This window comes from Pseudomonas sp. AA-38 (genome assembly GCF_029457475.1).
GTDB lineage: Bacteria > Pseudomonadota > Gammaproteobacteria > Pseudomonadales > Pseudomonadaceae > Aquipseudomonas.
Genome location: NZ_CP120359.1, coordinates 4,576,098 through 4,594,456, shown reverse-complemented (window position 1 = coordinate 4,594,456; position 18,359 = coordinate 4,576,098). Strand labels below are relative to the sequence as shown.

Sequence of the window (18,359 nt, the reverse complement as noted above, 5' to 3'; positions counted from 1 at the left end):
ATGAACGCCAACGCTGCCCGTCTACCCTCCATCGACCGTCTGTTGCGCTGCGATAGCGTCGCCCCCCTGCAACAGCGCTACGGCCGCGATGCCCTGCTGGCCACACTGCGTGACCTGCTCGACGAACTGCGCGAACCCGCCCGCAGCGGCCAGCTCGCCGCCGTGGAACTGAGCGAGGCGGTACTCGCCGGGCGCGCTGGCGAGCGCCTGGCCGCGCGCCATGCCAGCCGTGTGCGTCGCGTGTTCAACCTCACTGGCACGGTGCTGCACACCAACCTCGGCCGCGCTCTGTTGCCGGAGGAGGCCATCGACGCCATCACCCTGGCCGCACGCTACCCGCTCAACCTGGAGTTCGACCTGGCCAGCGGCAAGCGTGGTGATCGCGACGACCTGATCATCGGCCTGATCCGCGAGCTGACCGGCGCCGAGGCCGTCACCGTGGTCAACAACAATGCCGCCGCCGTGCTGCTGGCGCTCAACAGCCTGGGCGCACGCCAGGAAGGCATCATCTCCCGTGGCGAGCTGATCGAGATCGGCGGCGCCTTTCGCATCCCCGACATCATGGCCCGCGCCGGGGTCAAGCTGGTGGAAGTTGGCACCACCAACCGTACCCATGGCAAGGATTACGAAGCCGCCATCGGCCCGCGTTCCGGCTTGTTGATGCGCGTACACACCAGCAACTACAGCGTGCAGGGCTTCACCGCCAGTGTCGCCACCCGCGACCTTGCCGTCATCGCCCACGCTCATGGCCTGCCGCTGCTGGAAGACCTCGGCAGCGGTAGCCTGATCGACCTGTCGCGCTGGGGCCTGCCCAAGGAACCCACGGTGCAGGAAGCGCTGCGCGATGGGGCCGATATTGTCACCTTCAGCGGCGACAAGCTGCTCGGTGGCCCGCAGGCCGGCATCATTCTCGGCAGCAAGGAACTGATCGGGCGAATCAAGAAGAACCCACTCAAGCGTGCCCTGCGTGTGGACAAGCTGACCCTGGCCGCGCTGGAAGCGGTGCTCGGCCTGTACCGCGACCCGGATCGCCTCGGCGAGCGCCTGATCAGCCTGCGCCTGCTCAGCCGTCCGCAGGCGGATATCCGTGCCCAGGCCGAACGCGTCGCCCCGACACTGGCCAGCAGCCTTGGCGAGCCCTGGCAGGTCAGCGTGGAGAACGCCCTGGGCATGATCGGCAGCGGCGCGCAGCCGGTGGCGCGCCTGCCCAGCGCGGCCTTGTGCGTCCGCCCGCAGACCTCCAAGCGCCTGCGTGGTCGGGTGCTGCGCGAGCTGGAAGGGCAGTTGCGCGAGCTGCCGATCCCGGTGATCGGCCGTATCGACGACGACGCCCTGTGGCTCGACCTGCGCCAGCTCGACGATGAACCCGCCTTCGTCGCGCAGTTGGCGCAGCTACGCGAGGCGCAGGCGTGATCGTCGGCACCGCCGGCCATATCGACCATGGCAAGACCGCGCTGCTGCAGGCGCTGACCGGCCAGCAGGGTGACCGCCGCCCGGCCGAGCGCGCCCGTGGCATCACCATCGACCTGGGTTACCTCTACGCCGACCTGGGCGATGGCCAGCTCACCGGCTTCATCGACGTGCCCGGTCACGAACGCTTCGTCCACAATATGCTCGCTGGCGCCTCTGGCATCGACCTGCTGTTGCTGGTGGTGGCCGCTGACGATGGGGTGATGCCGCAGACCCGCGAGCACCTGGCCATCGCCGAACTGCTGGGCATCCGTCAGGCCTTGGTGGCGCTGACCAAGATCGACCGGGTCGATGCCGCGCGCCTGCGACAGGTGCGCGATCAGGTCGACGTCTTGCTCGCTCCGGGGCCGCTGGCGGGGGCCGATTTGCTGGCGGTGGACAGCCTTGGGGGGCAGGGTATCGCAGCCCTGCGCGAACGCCTGCTGACGTTCTCGGCGGCTCATGATGTGCGCAGCGTTCAGGGCTATTTTCGTCTGCCCATCGATCGCGCCTTCAGCGTCGAGGGTGCTGGCGTGGTGGTCACCGGCACCGCCTTCGCCGGGTCTGTAGCGCTGGCTGACGAACTGCTGCTCAGCCCCTCCGGGCGGCGCGTACGGGTACGTGGCCTGCATGCGCAGAATCGTCCGGCCGACAGCGCCGTCGCCGGCCAGCGCGTGGCCCTGAACCTGGCGGGCGAGCGCCTGGCGCTGGAACACCTGCATCGCGGCGACTGGCTGCTGGCGCCAGCATTGCTGGCCCCCAGCAGCCGTATCGATATCGAGTTGCAGCTACTGGCCTCGGAGGCACGCGCACTGGCGCACTGGACGCCAGTGCATGTGCACCTGGCCGCGCAGGACGTTACAGGCCGCGTCGCCCTGCTTGATACGGAGAGCCTTGCGCCCGGGCAGTCGTGCCTGGCGCAGCTGGTGCTCAATGCCCCGGCGCATGCCGTGCATGGCGACCGTGTGGTGCTGCGTGACCAATCGGCGCAGCGCACCCTGGGTGGCGGCAGCGTGCTCGACCCCTTCGCCCCGGCCCGAGCTCGTCGTGCGCCTTCACGCCTGCTGCAACTGCGGGCGCTGCGTGATGCCAGCCTGGAACAGGCCTTGCCGGCGCTGCTGCAAGCGGCACCCAACGGCCTCGACCCCGGCCTGCTGGAGCGCCAGTTCAATCGCCTGCGCGCAAGCTGGAACCTACCCGACGGGCTGTGCGAGCTGCCCACCCGACAGGGTACACGGCTGTTCGATGGGGCCTGCCTGCAGGCACTGCGTGATGCTCTGCTGGAAGGCCTGCGCCGCTTCCATGACGAATCGCCGGACGAGCTCGGCCCTGACCGCGACCGTCTGCGCCGCTATGCCCTGAGCGAACTGGAACGTCCGGTGTTCATTGCCCTGTTGGAAGAGGCGCTGGCCGACGGCCGCATTGCCAGTAGTGGGCCTTGGCTGCACCTGCCGGATCACCGCGTGCAACTGGGGCCGGAAGACGAAGCACTACGGGAGCGACTCTGGCCGCTGTTGCTCGCCGGCGGCTTCGACCCGCCCTGGGTGCGCAATCTGGCCGACGCCGTGCAGCAGGACGAAGCGACCGTGCGCCTGCTACTGCGCAAACTGGCGCGCCTCGGCCAGTTGCATCAGGTGGTCAAGGATCTGTTCTACCCCGAACAAACCCTGCACACCCTGGGCTGCCATGCGCTGCACCTGCTGGAGCAACACGGTAGCCTGCGCGTGGTCGACTGGCGCAACCGCATCGGCATCGGCCGCAAGCGCAGCATTCAGTTGCTGGAATACTTCGACCGCATCGGCTTCACCCGCCGCCTGGCCAATGAGCGGCGCATCCGCAGCGACTCGGCACTGGCGATTCAACTGATGGGCAGACGGAGCGAGGAGGGCATGCCGGCGCCGGATTGACGACCACTGGTCGCCATGGGCTACCCTGCACGACGAACACAACGGCTGCCATGCAAAGTGCAGCTACCGATCAAGGAAGGCAATCACGCCCGGTGGCGTGGCCGGGCTTCAAACCCGGTGGGGGACGGCATCCGTTCCTGGGTGAGTTCGACTCTCACTGCCTTCCGCCACTTATCGAGTCGCACCGCGAATCCCGAACGGTTCATTTCAGGCTGCAAGGGTGCGCCTTGGTTAAAGACTCTTCTCCAACTGTACCAGGGCAATGCGAGCGCCATCCGACGCGCGCCTTTCGACTATGGCGGCGGGGCGATAGCCCAGACGGGTATAGAGCAGCAGGCCGCCGGTGTTGGCGTTGAAGCATGACACCTTCATCACGGGGGCCTTGTACTGATCGCGTGCGATCCCTTCCAGTACTTCCAGCAGATACTGCGCCACGCCCTGGCCGCGCGCCCAGGGGGCGACCATCAGGTTGCCCAGGGCGCAGAACTCGCCGTGCTGCCATTGGTAGAAATTGGCGAAACCGGCGACCTTGCCGTCGAGCGTGACCACCGTGCTTTCGCGGCGCTCTGCCATGGCGGCGGCAAGCTGGCCGACGTCCAGTGGCCAGGCAGCCTTGGGGTAGCAGAAGAACAGTTCCTCGGCGCTCTGTGGGAAGCTGATCACCTCGTCGAGGTCGGCGGCGATGGCCGGGCGGTGTTGCAGGGCTGTGGGCAAGTGTTCGTCTCCTCGCTCAGCAGGCTGTTGAAAAACTACTTGTGTTGCCTGGCCATTGTTAAAAACAGCCCTGCGTGCGAGCCCAGGCTAGGCGCCCCCGTCAAAAATGCTCATTTACAACTCGTAAAGTCGAACGCGACTCCGAGCGTTTTCTAGCTGATTTTGCCTAGGCCAGCCCGCCTCGCTTACGTTTTTCAACGGCCTGTTAGCGCGGTGGGTATTGCGAGAGGATTTGTGTCACCGTCTCGCGGATCGCCCGTTCGCGTTCGGCCGGGCTGGGTGGCTGGCTGCGCATGATCTGTTCGCCGCTGCCGCGCCAGACCAGCTTGCCGTCCTTGGCGTCGTAGAGGTCGATCTGCAGGGTGGCCACCTTGTAGTCCACGCGGCGCGTCTCGGTGAAGGCCGGGCCACCCCAGTAACCGCCCCAATAGCCACCCCAGCCACCGCCGTACTGGGTGGTGATCTGATCCTGGCGTTCGTCGACGATCAGCACCGCCTGCACCTTGAGGTCGCCCTGGCCGTCGCGGGCCTGGCGCAGGCCTTGTTGTTCGAGCTGATCGTTCACCGCTTGGCTGATGCGTTGCTCGGTGAGATCGCTCTTGAGACGGGCATCGTCGGGTTGATAGAGCAGCTTGTCGCTCATCCAGCTCCAGGTGCGGTAGGCAGCAAAATCGCGGCTGGGGTCGAAGTCGCGCTCCAGGCTGACGCTGGCACAGCCGCTCAGCAGCAGGGCGAGAAGCAGGCAGGGCAGGGTACGCATGCTGAACTCCTGATAATCAATGTGGGGGGTAGCCGGCGAGTGCAGCACGAATGGCCGAACGGATGGCTTCGGCCTGGTCGCTTTGATCCTTGCCGGCCAGGGCTTCACCGCTGCCTGACCAGACCACCTGGTGATCCCGTGGGTCGATCAGCTCCAGGCGCACCACTGCCACCTTCTGTTCGTAGGTGCGGACGATGGGTGTGCTGCCCCAGGCACCGTATTGACGGCCCCAGGGGCCGCCGCCGTAGTAGGTGCCGCTGTCGTCGTAGTACTGGCGCAGGCGGGTTTCCTGGTTGAGGCGGGCGCTGACCAGCAGATCGCCTTGACCGTTCTGCGCCGGGCGCAGGCCAAATTGGTCGAGGCCGGCACTGACGCTGTCGGCCAGTTGCTCGCCACCGATCCAGGCGGCGCCGGACGGTGGCCGGCTACCGTCCCAGCTCCAGGTGCGGTAACGCCCGTAGTCGCGCGGTGGCGCCGGGTAGGCGCTGCGGTCGAAGGTATTGGCGGCCCCCGGCGGTGCCGGAGGCATGGGCAGGGATTCGGCCTGATAGGGGTTCGGGCTCTGGCAGGCGGCCAGCAGGGGCAGAACGAGCAAGGCTATGAGGCAGCGCATGGTGGGCTCCGTGGTCGCGCTCGACATCACGATATGGGCTCAGGCTACGCCGGGCTCTGCGGTTCGTCCAACCTGCCGCGAAAGGCGTTCAGCTTGGCCGACAGATCCAGTGCAGGTAGCGACCCAGGCCGGCGAAGCTGGGGTGGCGTCGGTACGCCAGCTCCATCTCCAGCAGGTCGACCAGCTCGGCCTTGGCCTGAAATTCCGGCGGCATGTAATCGTGGAACACGCGCACGCCGCTACGGCTTTCGACCTGCCAGTGCGCGCCGAGTTGCGTGGCCAGTTCGCGTGGATCGAGCGGGCGCTGCGGCGTCAGGCTCTGGCCCTCGCCGGCGAAGCGCTCCTTGCGCAGCTTGCGGAAATGGCCCTTGAGCAGGTTGCGGTAGATCAGCGCGTCCTTGTTGTAGAAGGCCAGCGACAGCCAGCCATCCCTGGCCGTGAGCTGGTGCAGCACCGGCAGGATAGCCGCCGGTTCGGCCAGCCATTCCAGCACGGCATGGCACAGCACCAGGTCGTAGGGCTGCTGCAGTTGGCCGAGCAGGTCTTGCCAGGGCGCCTGGATGAAGGTGGCGTGTTGGCCAGCCTCGGCGAAGCGCTGGCGCGCGCCTTCCAGCATGGGTTCGGCCGGTTCGGCCAGGGTGACCTGATGGCCACGCTGGGCCAGCCACAGGCTCATATGGCCGAGGCCGGCGCCCACATCCAGCACGCGCAGCGGTCGATCCGGCAGGGCTTCGGCCAGGTCAGCCTGCAGCACGGCAAGGCGGATGGCCCCCTTGGCGCCGCCATAGATCTTCTCGGCGAAGCGGGTGGCGAGTTCGTCGAAGTGGCGGTCGCTCATCGGCCGAAACGCCTTTCGCTGTCGGTCAGCTTGGCGCGTACCACCTCGTTCATGTCCAGCCCCAGCTCGCTGCACAGAAGCAGAAGATAGAGCACGATGTCGCCCACTTCCTGGCCAGCATGGGCGAGCTTGTCAGCCGGCAGCGCGCGTGATTCGTCCTCGCTCAGCCACTGGAAGATTTCCACCAGTTCGGCCATTTCCACGCTGGCGGCCATGGCCAGGTTCTTCGGGCTGTGGAAGCGTCGCCACTGGTTGGCGTCGCGAATGGCATGCAGGCGGGCGGTGAGTTCGGACAGGTTCATCGGAGCGGCTCCTTTCGAGCCGTATAGCTTCTGCGCGAACGCCATGCGCTGCAAGCAGCACATCATCAAACCGTAGCCCGGATGCAATCCGGGAAGCCCATGGCACGCAACTCCCCGGATTGCACCCGGGCTACAGGCAAGCTCCTACGTCAGTCCTCCAACGGCTGCCAACTGCCCACCATGTGCGGCGTGTCGTTCTCGCCGATCAGGCGGAACTGGCCGCTAGGCCCCGGCTCGCTGGCCTGCAGGGCAACGTGGGTGGGCAGCAGCACCGGCTTCTGGAAGCGCACCTCCAACTGGTAGCCGGCCTCTGGCAGGTGCGCCTGCAGGGCGGCCAGGCTGCGCGCCTTGTTCCACAGACCGTGGGCGATGGCACGGGGGAAGCCGAACAGACGGGCGCTGAGGGCACTGAGGTGGATGGGATTGTAGTCACCGGCTACGCGGGCATAACGGCGGCCGATATCGGATCGGGCCGACCAGTCGTCCAGTGGCGCCAGTGGCAGCGGCGCCTGCTCGGCACGTGGCTGCGCCTGGCCATCGAGACGCAGGGCGCGGCAGAGGATGCGGCTGTCACCTTCCCAGAGCAGGCCGAGCTGATCTTCCAGACGGGTGATGAGGCTGAAGGTGGCACCCTTGTCATGGGGTTGCAGGTCGGCCACCTGCACGCTGACCTGGAATGGCCCCAGGCCGCCCAGCGGGCGTAGCACGCGGATACGGTTTTCCAGATGCACCAGGCCGAGCAGCGGGAAGGGGAAACGCTTGTCGGTGAGCAACTGCATCTGCAGACCGAAGGCGAGGATATGCGGGTAGACTGGCGGCAGGTAGCTGCCAGCGCTGATGCCGCAAACCTGGCGGTAGCGCGCCAGGTGCTTGGGATCCACCTCCACCCGGCAGCGCAGGCCGAGTTCGGGCAGTTGACGGCCGGTGACTTTGCGGCGCAGGGCCGCGCGCAGGAAGAGGCCGGGCAGGGCCGGCGGAACATCGAGATCGAGCCAGTCGATGGCCATTGGGGCGAACTCCTTGGCGAGTGGATGGCGGCAGCTTAACGAGCCCAGGCGTGCAGACATTGGCTGTGCTGCCCGGTATCTGCGCCGGGCAGCCAATCCGTCTGCCGCGCCGGTTTGCGCAGCGTGGCTCGGAGCCCCTAAGATGGCGCGGTTGACGAATAACAACAACAGCCGGAAATCATGCGAGACCTGACCGACGATGTGGCGCTGATGCGCCCGGTAATTGATGCTCTGCGTGCCAGCGGAACCGACCCTGATCGCGTGCTGCTGCGTGTTGGCCTGCCGCCAGGTGGGTTGCCGGCTGGGCGCTTTCCGCACAGTGCGCAGGTGGCGTTCTGGAAAGCTGCCAGCGAAGAATGCGGTGAGGAGCATGTAGGGCTGTACCTGGCCCAGCACCTGCCGGCCTTTCACGGCCTGCTGCTGGAGTACCTGTTCCTCTCCAGCGAAACCTTCGGCGCCGGCCTGCGCCATGCCCTGCGCTACGTGCGCCTGCTCTCCGATACCCTCAGTGCCCGGTTGGAGGTCAATGGCGACCAGGCCGTGCTGACCCTGGGCATGGAGCCCGATACGCCACGTCACTTCCCGGAAATGCTCGCCGGCGCGGTGATCCGCCTGTTCGCCGCGCTTACCGAGAACGACTTTCGCCCGCATGAGGTGCGCTTCATGCATGCCGAGGGCGCGCCTGCCGAGCGTTACCAGGCCGTCTACGGTTGCCCGGTACGTTTTGCCTGTGCATCCTGCGCGCTGGTGTTCGACGCCGCCGTGCTCAACAAGCCGTCGCGGCATGCCGCACCGGAGCTGCTGCGCATGCACGAGTCGCTGGCGCGGCGGCAACTGGCCGAGGTGGAGCGCCTGGATCTGGTGCGCCAGGTACGCGAGCTGATCGCCGAACTGCTGGTCGATGGCGGCGCCACCCTGGAACAGGTGGCGGCGCGTCTGAACATGCCGGCACGGCGCCTGCGCGAGCGCCTGGCCATGGCCGGGGTGCGTTTCAACGACCTGATCACCGACTACCGCTGCCGCCTGGCCAAGGAACTGCTGCTCAAGACCGACGAGCGCATCGAAGTGATCGTCGAGCGCACCGGCTTTTCCGAACCCAGCACCTTCTACCGCGCGTTCAAGCGCTGGGTCGGCGAAACGCCAGTGGAATTCCGCAAGCGCGGCAAGGGCTAAGGCGGCTACAGGCCGCAAGCTACAGGCAAGAGCAGGTTCGTTTGCAACTCGTAGCCCGGATGCGATCCGGGAAGCGCATGGCACGCAACTCCCCGGATTGCATCCGGGCTACAGAAAGGGACACGCTCGCTTGCAGTTTGCTGGGGGCGGCCATCCATCTTGCAGCTTGCAGCCGCTCTTATGCCCCCAACAGGCTCTGCCCACACACGCGCAGCACCTGCGCGGTCACCGCACCCGAACCCGGCTGGGCGAACCAGGCCACGGCTTCGGCCACGTCCTGCGGCAGGCCGCCCTGGCTCATGGAGTTCATACGCCGGCCGGCTTCGCGGATGCCCAGGGGAATGGCGGCAGTCATCTGGGTTTCGATGAAGCCCGGCGCCACCGCGTTGATGCTGATGCCCTTCTTCGCCAGGGCCGGTGCCCAGGCCTGAGCCAGGCCGATCACGCCAGCCTTGCTCACCGCATAGTTGGTCTGCCCCATGTTGCCGGCGATGCCGCTGATCGAGGCGATCAGCACCACGCGGCCGTTGTCGTGCAGCTTGTCGGCGTCCAGCAGCGCCTGGGTCAGTACCTGTGGGGCCTTGAGGTTGACGTCGATCACCGAGCTCCAGAAGGCGTCGCTCATCTTCGCCAGGGTCTTGTCGCGGGTGATGCCGGCGTTATGCACGACGATGTCCAGGCCGTCGGGCAGTGCCTCGACCAGGCGCTGCGGCGCGTCCTCGGCGCAGATGTCTAGGGGTACGGCGCGCCCGCCCAGGCGTGCGGCCAACGCCTGCAGGGCCTCGGCTGCGGGCGGTACATCCAGCAGCACCACCTCGGCGCCGTCGCGTGCCAGCACTTCGGCGATGGCCGCGCCGATGCCGCGCGAGGCGCCGGTGACCAGCGCCTTCTTGCCGATCAGCGGGCGCGTCCAGTCCTTGACCTGTTCGCCACAGACGCCCAGGCGCAGCACCTGGCCGGACACGTAAGCGCTCTTCGGCGAGAGGAAGAAGCGCAGCGCGCCTTCCAGTTGTTGGTCGCCGCCCTTGCCGACATAGAGCAGTTGCACGCTACCGCCACGGCGGATCTCCTTGCCCAGCGAGCGGGTGAACCCCTCCAGCGAGCGCTGCACGCTGGCGGCGATGGGGTCTTTCAGCGATTCCGGAGCGCGCCCCAGAACCACCACGCGCGGGCACTGCGCCAGGCCCTTGAAGGTGGGCTGGAAGAAATCACGCAGCTCGATCAGTTGCTCGAAGCGGGTCAGATGGCTGGCATCGAACACCAGCGCCTTGAGTTTGGGGCCGTGCTCGGCCGTCCAGCGAGGCAACTCCAACTGGCCTTCACGGGCGACGAACACCTGGTCGGTGAGCTTGCTGGCGAAAGGCTGCACGGCCTTGAGCAGGTCGCCATCGCCACCGAGCAGCAGCGCGCCGTCCACGGGCCTTACCCGGCCTGCCATCCAGCGCTCCAGGCGCACGGGTGCCGGCAGGCCGAGGGTGCCGACCAGGCGGCGACCGGTAGGGGAGTTGGCGAAGGCAAGGTAACGATCGGACATGAAAGGCTCCTGCAGGCGGATCGGAAGTCATGTCACTGTACGCAGTGACGCACAAAGCGCAATTGACCGCTCTGACTGGTCGATCGGCAAGGCGGCCAATGCGGGCCGGTGCGCAGGCGCTAGCCTTGAACCCAATTATCACCCGTAAGGAGTCAGCATGACCCAGTTACGCCGGGTCGCCATCGTCGGCGGCAACCGCATCCCCTTCGCCCGCTCCAACACCGTCTACGCCACGGCGAGCAACCAGGAGATGCTGACCAGTGCCCTCGAAGGCCTGGTGGAGCGCTTCAACCTGCACGGCGAGCGCCTCGGCGAGGTGGTGGCCGGTGCCGTGTTGAAGCACTCGCGGGATTTCAACCTGACCCGTGAATGCGTGCTCGGCTCGCGCCTGGCCGCGGAAACGCCGGCCTATGACCTGCAACAGGCCTGCGGTACCGGCCTGGAGGCGGCCCTGCTGGTGGCCAACAAGATCGCCCTCGGGCAGATCGAATGCGGCATCGCCGGTGGCGTCGACACCACTTCCGATGCGCCCATCGGCGTCAACGAAGGTCTGCGCAAGATCCTCCTCGAGGCCAATCGCGGCAAGCGCACGGCGGACAAGATCAAGAGTCTGCTCAAGGTGCGCCCGCGTCACCTGGCCCCGGCCATCCCGCGCAACGGCGAGCCGCGCACCGGGCTGTCGATGGGCGAGCACTGCGAGCTGATGGCACAGCGCTGGGCCATCCCGCGCGACGAACAGGATCAACTGGCCCTGGCCAGCCACCAGAAGCTGGCGGCGGCCTATGCCGAAGGCTGGCAGGACGATCTGCTGACGCCGTTCCGGGGCCTGACCCGCGACCAGAACCTGCGTCCGGACATCAGCGCCGAGAAGCTGGCCAGCCTCAAGCCCTGCTTCGAGCGCGGCCCGCGTGGCACCATGACTGCAGCCAACTCCACGCCGCTGACCGATGGCGCCTCGGTGGTGCTGTTGGCCAGTGAAGAGTGGGCCAAGGCCCGTGGCCTGCCGATCCTGGCCTATTTCCGCGATGGCGAGGCGGCGGCGGTGGACTTCGTGCAGGGCAAGGAGGGGCTGCTGATGGCGCCGGCCTACGCCGTGCCACGCATGCTCGCGCGCAACGGCCTGAGGCTGCAGGACTTCGACTACTACGAGATTCACGAAGCCTTCGCCGCCCAGGTGCTGTGCACCCTCAAGGCCTGGGAAGACGCCGAGTACTGCAAGGAGCGCCTGGGCCTGGATGCGCCGCTGGGCTCCATCGACCGCAGCAAGATGAACGTCAAGGGCAGCTCCCTAGCCGCCGGCCACCCCTTCGCCGCCACCGGCGGGCGCATCGTCGCCAACCTGGCCAAGCTGCTCTCCGTGGCCGGAGAAGGGCGCGGACTGATCTCCATTTGCGCGGCAGGCGGGCAGGGTGTGACCGCCATCATCGAGCGTTGATTGCCTGCGACCGGGCGCCTGCTTGTGCCCGGTCGCTCCAATGGCTCCACGATTAGGGCGGCCTGCCTCGAGCATGGCCGCCCCTTTTTTGCCTGATTTTATGGGGGCGTGCGCTGCCGCACGCTTAGGCGCGCCCCCATTCGCCACTGATCGTCCAGGCAGGGCGATTAACGTGACCTAGTGCATGCTATCGCCCCGCCAGCATTGAACCTTCATCCAGTGTCCGGCACTCTCCGACCTTGCCCAACTCATGGATGGAGAACACAGCATGCTGGATGCCAACCAGGCGCACATCACCCTGACCATTCCCGCCGTCGACAGCGACCTGCAAGTGCTGTCCTTCATTGGCCGGGAAATGCTCAACAAGCCCTACCGCTTCGAGATCGACCTGGTCAGCCCACGGGCCAACCTCGACCTCCACGCCCTGATCAACCAGCCTGCCTACCTGGACTTCGGCCCCAGCGGCAAGGGCGTGCACGGCATCATCTATGGCGTCGAGCAGGGCGACTCCGGCAAGCGCCTGACCCGCTACCACATCGACCTGCGCCCGACCCTGGCCTACCTCGGCCACAGCTTCGACCAGCGCATCTTCCAGCACATGACCGCGCCGCAGATCATCGCCGCCGTGCTCGAAGAACACGGCCTGCTCGAAGGCACCGACTACCGCATGCAGTTCGGCCCCTACGTCTATCCCGAACGCATCTACTGCACCCAGTACGACGAAAACGACCTGTATTTCATCCAGCGTTTGTGTGAAGAGGAAGGCATCAGCTTCCACTTCCAGCACAGCGAGGACGGCCACATCGTGGTGTTCGGCGACGACGCCACCGTCTTCCCTCGGCTCGACCCGCTCAACTACCAGCAGGACAGCGGCCTGGCCGCCAGCCACGAAGTGGTGCGCGCCTTCGGCGTGCGCCTGGAAACCCGTACCACCCAGGTCACCTGGCGCGATTACGACTTCGAGCAGCCCAAGCTGCAAATGGAAGCCGGCTACAGCAGCGAATTCTTCCCTGCCCTGGAAATGTACGACTACCCCGGGCGCTTCACCGACCGCACCCGTGGCAAGCACCTGGCCAAGCGTAGCCTGGAACGCCTGCGCAGCGACTACGAATTGGCCGAAGGCAAGAGCAACGCCTACCTGTGCTGCGGCCACTTCCTTGCCCTGACCGGCCATCCGCGCCAGCCGTGGAACGACCTCTGGCTGCTCACCGAAGTGATCCACGAAGGCAAGCAACCACAGGTGCTGGAAGAGTCGGTTACCAGCAACACCCAAGATAGCGACGGCTTCCAGCAGGGCTACCGCAACCGCTTCACCGCCACCCCCTGGGATATCCCCTTCCGCCCTGGCTTGGAACACCCCAAGCCCAAGGTACTGGGCAGCCAGACCGCCGTGGTCACCGGGCCTGCCGGCGAAGAGATTCATTGCGACCAATATGGCCGAGTGAAAGTGCAGTTCCACTGGGATCGCGACGGCCAGGGTAACGACAAGGCCAGTTGCTGGCTGCGTGTGGCCTCCAACTGGGCCGGCAAGGCCTACGGTGGCGTAGCTATTCCCCGCGTCGGCATGGAAGTGCTGGTCACCTTCCTCGAAGGCGACCCGGATCAACCCCTGGTCACCGGCTGCCTGTTCCATGCCGAACACGTCGTGCCCTACGACCTGCCAGCAAACAAGACCCGCAGCGTATTCAAGACCCTGAGCAGCCCCGGCGGTGGCGGCTACAACGAGTTTCGCATCGAAGACCGCAAGGGCGCCGAACAGATCTACATCCACGCCCAGCGCGACTGGGACGAAAACATCGAACACGACCAGAAGATCCGCGTCGGCAACGAGCGCCACGACACGGTCGAGGCCAACAGCTACACCGAACTCAAGGCCGAAGAACACCGCACCACCGACCTAGACCGCAAGGTGGAAGTGCGCGCCAACGACCACCTCACCGTCGCTACTACCCAGCACAACAAGATCGGCACTGGCCTGTTCATAGAGGCCGGCACAGAGCTGCATTATTTTGCTGGTGACAAGGTGACCATCGACGCTGGTATGGAGCTGACCGCAGCCGGCGGCGGCAGCTTTCTCAAGCTCGACCCCAGCGGCGTGACCCTCAGCGGCGCGGAAATCAAGCTGAATACGGGCGGGGCGCCGGGCAGTGGCTCGGGGTTGAAGATACTGGCGCCGGTGATTCCGTGGGCGGCGGATCAGGACAAGGCAGGTAATCTGCTCGATTTGGCTCGGCTGAACATACCACCGCTGGTTCTTGCCAGCAGGTTGCAGCAGGGCGTCGCGCCCATGTGCGGCAAGCAGAGTAACGGTGCTTGCAGTCGGGAGGATTGCCCATGCTTGAAGGGCTGAGTGAGTTCCAGGCTCTTGCGCGTCATACAGCCGTTGAGCTGTTGCAAGAGCACGCTGGTGACCTGCTGTTCATCATCGATACCCAGCGGCAACCGGACGCAATGATCCAGTTGTATCAACTGGGAGAAGAACTCGATTTACGACACCTGTATGCGGAAACCGAGCTGGCCGAGTGGGTGCAGGAGGGGCCGATCTGGTTCAGCGCCCCGCGCGATAGCAAACGGGCCAGTCTGGGCATGCGGCTTTGTCATGAACGCCAGGCCGGTATCGTCATCTGTACCTCAGACGAACAGGCTGCATTGGCCCATGCTCGCTGGCTGTTGCGTGTTCGTGACGGCTCCGGTGGAGAAAGCCTCGTCGCCTACCATTTGCCCGCTATCTGGAACGCTTTGGTGCGCACAGCTCCTGAGCGAGCGCTGTTATTTGGCCCCTGGGAAAAGGTTTTCTCACCGGCACCTTATAGCCCTGAATCATCCGAGCAGTGGTTAGTCTGGACAGCGCCTGAAGCATTGGATGGCTCCTGGAACCACCACGCAAGCCTTGAACTTGCGGAAGCAGCCTCAGCTTATATGCGCACCTTGCGCTGGGTGTATTGGATCGATGAAGAGCGCGCGGGGTTTGGCATCCCTACGGCGGAGCAACTCCCAAGGCTGATCGCCAATCTGGAAACGCTCGTCGAGCACTGTATTTATGAAGGGCGCCATTTGCTCAAGCTCACCCAGTTGGTGAAGGGCGAACCGATAAGCGAACGGCCAGAGGTCATGGATATTCTGCAGCGCAATGAAGAAGCCTTCCTCAAAGTCGAAAGTCTGCAAGCGCTTACCGCGACGACCTCGCCTACCTGAGCCTCCGCCCACGATAGATTGGAAACCCTGAAATGGAACTCACCAGCTACAGCGTTAAGAGCGGCGACACACTCAGCCAGATCGCCACCGCACATCAGACCGATATCGCGACACTGAAACGTCTGAACCCCTTTATCCGTGATGCCAACCACATCCAGGCGGGCTGGAACCTCAGTGTGCCGAAAGCGGATAATGCTTCGGTCGCCGTCGACGCGTCACAACCGGCAGCCCCTGCATCGTCAGAGCAACCGGAAAAGGTTAAGTGCGAACCTGTTTTGGAGCTTGGCCCGCCACCTTCCCCACTCTGTACCACCAGTGAATGCTTTGCGCCTGCCGATCCGCCGCCCTGTTCACAGCGCTACGCCAACATTCTTTACGCCACCGATGAGCAGGAGTTCTGGTTACTGCCGGAAAGAGTCGTGAGTGCGATCAAAGAGGCTGAGCATTTGCTCAACCAGCGGATAACACCTGCCAAATCGCCGGACGAGCGCCTGCGCGGCCTGGATGAGAGCGGTCTGCTCGACTACTTCCTCGAGCCCCGGCTGAGCAATTTTCTGGAGGGGGAGGAAAAGGCGCGTCTGGAAGAGATCGAGACTTATGACCCCGATCTGGAAGCGAACGCCGAGGAAGCAGAGGCATTTCGCGAGACAATGCGCCGCATGAGTCCTATCGACCAGATAGACCAGACGGACTATGACCGTCAGCAATTGGCCGAAGGCGAACGCTTGCTCCAGTTGCGAGACGAAAAGCGTCAGCTCGAATCCAAAGCGAAGGCTATAGCGCAGGAAAAAGGGTACATCCTAGAGAAGGGCATGCTTTTCACGCCGGAGGCAATCGAGGCTCGCGACGCTGTGCAGCGTTATCTCGATGCGCGCAAAACCTTGCTCGAGAGCACGGACGGCAAGCTACCGGAAAACTATCAAAAAGAACTGGCCGATTTCGTGGCCGAGAGTGCGAGGCGCTACAACGAGGCGATGGATTGTCGTACCAACTGCCTCGCCCCATTCGCCAGCTATGTGAGCTGGCGTAATACCCAGAAGAAGAAACTAGGGGAAAAGCGCGAATATCTGGAAAGCATTATCGAAGCTGCCCAATACGGTATCGCGCTACCCGAATTTGCCCTGGTCGGTGGTGACTATCCTGCCGACGCCAGTCTGACCGATCTGAGCGGTGGCGTCGGGCTGTTGCAGCAATACTTGAATCTGGAAAAGCAACAGCTTGAGGTGCATACCCGACTGCGTGACAAATACCGCGCCTGGCTGAAGGCAACGGGAGAGAACGCCCCAGCACCCGCCGGCTTGGTGGATGCCGAACGTGCGGCATGGGAGCGGATACAGTCCGAGAAGGACAAGCTACGCCTGCAGGCCGAGCAGAATGTGGCCAGCATGTATCCGCGCCGCCACCTGCTGTGGCACCCCGAAGAGTTTCAGCCCAAGCCGCTGGAGCGATTGGTCAAGAGCAACTTCCCGTTGCGCGAGGTCAGTTTCTCCGACACCAAGGGCCTGCTCAGCCATTTTAGCCTCCACAACATCAACAAGGCTCTGAAAGAGGATGCTGCCAAAGTCGTCAAGGACTCGGTAAAGAACCTGCGCAACAAGATCCCGCAGAAAACAGGCAGCGTGGCCGCCTCCGCCAGAAGTGATTTTGGCAACTGGCTGATGGAGCAAGGTGCGTTCGTAATCGATGACCAGCATGGCGACTGGTTCGACAGCCAGGGCTGGTTCGATGTCGAGATCTTTCACCAGTACCTGCAGCGCGACAAGATCGAGGTCGACACGCTGGAGGATGCCGCTACCCGTCAAGCCTGGGGGGAGCGTTTGCGGCAAATACTGTTCAAGGAGGAGGTTCGCAGCGCATTGCGCCTGTTCGACCGCAGCCCGCAAGCACAATTGGTACGTTGCCTGACGCCACCACAAGCGAGTGTTCATGGGGCCGTCTCCATCGTCGCTCCGACCCTGAGCATGGCCGACGGTTTCTCTACGGGCGTTCGTGCCACGCTGGACATCGACCTGGCTCGTGGGGAGGTCGAACTGCTCAAGGTCGATCTGCCTGAAAGAGCTAAAGCCAAGGATCTAACGTTCACGTATTTAGATCATGCAGACCAGAAGCAGACGATGAGCCTTGGCCGGTTTTCCATATACCTTGGCGTCAAGGCCTGGGGCTATGCTGGTGCGTCGCTGATGCTCGCCGGCACCTTGCGCCTCGGGCCGAACAAATCTTCCTATGATCTCATCGGACCTCCACGCCCGGCCCGTCGCAGTATCATTCAGCGCACCGATGTGACCGAAGACCGCCTGCCTGGCCGTGCTGCCGACGCGCGCTTAGACGATGGCCTTAGCGCGCAATTCGTCGCGTTCGCTGGCGTTCAAGCAGGCATCAAGATCGATGGTTCCCTTAACTGGGCGCCACCCGCTGCGCTCGCGGCCCTGCGTGCTATCCCAGCGGGCAATGATGCCGACACGCTGGCTACGGAAAATAACCAATGGCTGCCCCTGGCTCGGCTCACCGCCAACTTGAGTGGCGCAGTGGGTATAGGGGCCAAAGGTGATGTGACCCTTTCACTGATGAATGGGCGTTTCGTCCTGCGGATCAAGGCCGCCTTGATCGCCGGCCCTGGCGTGGACGGCATGTTCACCTTCGAGGTCGGCTATGAATCCGTGGAACAGTTGATCAACCTGTTTCGCCGCGAATTGCACAAGAATCAGGGCAAACCCTTGAGCTGGGTCGCGCCGGACGCCGCCGAGCGCATGTCCGTGTTCAACCTGCTTGGCAGTGCAGGCCTCAGCGTCTCCATGCTCTACCTGATGGAAGTGGATATGGTCATGTCGCTCTACGAAGTGCTGACCAGCGGCGGCAAGGGTGGGCCGATTGCCTATACGATCATGGAGTATGAAAACGCAGCCGAACTGGAGCAATGGTTCGTCGAGGCAACGCCAGCGGCGTTGGGCCCGATGCTGATGACGCTGATCGACACGCCGAAAGCGTTCAAGATCAATTCATCGAAAACAGACCCGGTAGCAGGTATGCCTCAGGGGCAAGCGGAAGCGTTCACCGCTGTTCAGGCCCATCTATTTCAGCAGCAGGCAATCGAACGTGTGCTGGGATGGATTCTTCGGCGAGCCCAGAGCAATGGCACCCTGGCCGATGCCCAACGGCAGTTCGAGGACGCCTGCATAAGCATGAATCGCTTTGGCACCAAGTCCGCCACACCAGGGCAGACCTACTGCGATAACAGGGTCAGGTTGGATCACTTTATGGCGGAGGCAGTGATGCGCCATGATGATCCACGAAGCGATCCAATGCGGGCTCGCTATAAAAATCATGTTGCAGCCTTGGGAGCACAACTGGACGGATACTGCATGCGCTACAACCACAGCGGACGAAACCGCAGGCCTGGCGGGCTCGCAGACTACGTGGGGGCGGGAGAATGAA

14 protein-coding genes and 1 tRNA gene are annotated in these 18,359 nt (G+C 64.5%); 8 read left to right on the top strand and 7 right to left on the bottom strand.

The genetic code is table 11. The features are described from left to right. From selA to PVE35_RS21150, 3 genes are all read left to right on the top strand, one after another. Positions 1-1,413, top strand: a complete 1,413-nt coding sequence (selA, locus tag PVE35_RS21160; RefSeq protein WP_277372895.1) for an L-seryl-tRNA(Sec) selenium transferase — start codon at positions 1-3, stop codon at positions 1,411-1,413. Continuing rightward, positions 1,410-3,356 (top strand): selenocysteine-specific translation elongation factor, encoded by a 1,947-nt coding sequence (gene selB / locus PVE35_RS21155; RefSeq protein WP_277372894.1) that lies wholly within the window; start codon positions 1,410-1,412, stop codon positions 3,354-3,356. Before selA ends, selB begins: the two co-directional genes overlap by 4 nt. A 74-nt stretch (positions 3,357-3,430) precedes the next feature. Then, positions 3,431-3,526, top strand: a tRNA-Sec gene (locus PVE35_RS21150). A 61-nt stretch (positions 3,527-3,587) separates the two neighbouring features. Here the strand turns inward: PVE35_RS21150 and PVE35_RS21145 are convergent. The 6 genes from PVE35_RS21145 to PVE35_RS21120 all read right to left on the bottom strand — a co-directional run bounded on the left by PVE35_RS21145 (position 3,588) and on the right by PVE35_RS21120 (position 7,590). Beyond that, the gene (locus PVE35_RS21145; protein ID WP_277372893.1) at positions 3,588-4,070 is read right to left on the bottom strand and encodes a GNAT family N-acetyltransferase; all 483 of its coding nucleotides are present in this window, start codon (positions 4,068-4,070) and stop codon (positions 3,588-3,590) included. A 205-nt stretch (positions 4,071-4,275) separates the two neighbouring features. Further along, positions 4,276-4,830 (bottom strand): DUF4136 domain-containing protein, encoded by a 555-nt coding sequence (locus PVE35_RS21140; RefSeq protein WP_268179038.1) that lies wholly within the window; start codon positions 4,828-4,830, stop codon positions 4,276-4,278. Between the two features lie 16 nt (positions 4,831-4,846). Next, on the bottom strand, positions 4,847-5,443 hold the full coding sequence (locus PVE35_RS21135; protein ID WP_277372892.1) for a DUF4136 domain-containing protein: 597 nt from the start codon (positions 5,441-5,443) through the stop codon (positions 4,847-4,849). Between the two features lie 88 nt (positions 5,444-5,531). After that, positions 5,532-6,281 carry a methyltransferase gene (locus PVE35_RS21130; protein ID WP_277372891.1) on the bottom strand — a complete coding sequence of 250 codons (750 nt, stop codon included), beginning with the start codon at positions 6,279-6,281 and terminating at the stop codon, positions 5,532-5,534. After that, complete coding sequence (locus PVE35_RS21125) at positions 6,278-6,583, bottom strand: MazG-like family protein (RefSeq protein ID WP_277372890.1); 306 nt, start codon at positions 6,581-6,583, stop codon at positions 6,278-6,280. The genes PVE35_RS21130 and PVE35_RS21125 overlap by 4 nt, the downstream gene beginning before the upstream one ends. Before the next feature lie 149 nt (positions 6,584-6,732). Then, positions 6,733-7,590: a MaoC/PaaZ C-terminal domain-containing protein gene (locus PVE35_RS21120; RefSeq protein WP_277372889.1), complete on the bottom strand. Its 858-nt coding sequence runs from the start codon at positions 7,588-7,590 to the stop codon at positions 6,733-6,735. A 180-nt stretch (positions 7,591-7,770) separates the two neighbouring features. On the opposite strand from PVE35_RS21120, the gene PVE35_RS21115 reads away from it, so the two are divergent. Further along, on the top strand, positions 7,771-8,763 hold the full coding sequence (locus tag PVE35_RS21115) for an AraC family transcriptional regulator (RefSeq protein WP_268179033.1): 993 nt from the start codon (positions 7,771-7,773) through the stop codon (positions 8,761-8,763). A gap of 178 nt (positions 8,764-8,941) precedes the next feature. Here the strand turns inward: PVE35_RS21115 and PVE35_RS21110 are convergent, their stop codons facing one another. Then, positions 8,942-10,297, bottom strand: coding sequence for a 3-oxoacyl-ACP reductase (locus PVE35_RS21110; RefSeq protein WP_268179032.1), 1,356 nt, complete (start codon positions 10,295-10,297; stop codon positions 8,942-8,944). A 157-nt stretch (positions 10,298-10,454) separates the two neighbouring features. On the opposite strand from PVE35_RS21110, the gene PVE35_RS21105 reads away from it, so the two are divergent. The 4 genes from PVE35_RS21105 to PVE35_RS21090 all read left to right on the top strand — a co-directional run bounded on the left by PVE35_RS21105 (position 10,455) and on the right by PVE35_RS21090 (position 18,358). Next, the gene (locus PVE35_RS21105; protein WP_277372888.1) at positions 10,455-11,732 is read left to right on the top strand and encodes an acetyl-CoA C-acetyltransferase; all 1,278 of its coding nucleotides are present in this window, start codon (positions 10,455-10,457) and stop codon (positions 11,730-11,732) included. Positions 11,733-12,000: 268 nt separating this feature from the next. Further along, positions 12,001-14,082, top strand: a complete 2,082-nt coding sequence (locus tag PVE35_RS21100) for a type VI secretion system tip protein VgrG (RefSeq protein ID WP_277372887.1) — start codon at positions 12,001-12,003, stop codon at positions 14,080-14,082. Beyond that, the gene (locus PVE35_RS21095) at positions 14,067-14,927 is read left to right on the top strand and encodes a DUF4123 domain-containing protein (protein ID WP_277372886.1); all 861 of its coding nucleotides are present in this window, start codon (positions 14,067-14,069) and stop codon (positions 14,925-14,927) included. The genes PVE35_RS21100 and PVE35_RS21095 overlap by 16 nt, the downstream gene beginning before the upstream one ends. Before the next feature lie 32 nt (positions 14,928-14,959). Continuing rightward, complete coding sequence (locus PVE35_RS21090; RefSeq protein ID WP_277372885.1) at positions 14,960-18,358, top strand: LysM domain-containing protein; 3,399 nt, start codon at positions 14,960-14,962, stop codon at positions 18,356-18,358. Position 18,359 lies beyond the last annotated feature (1 nt).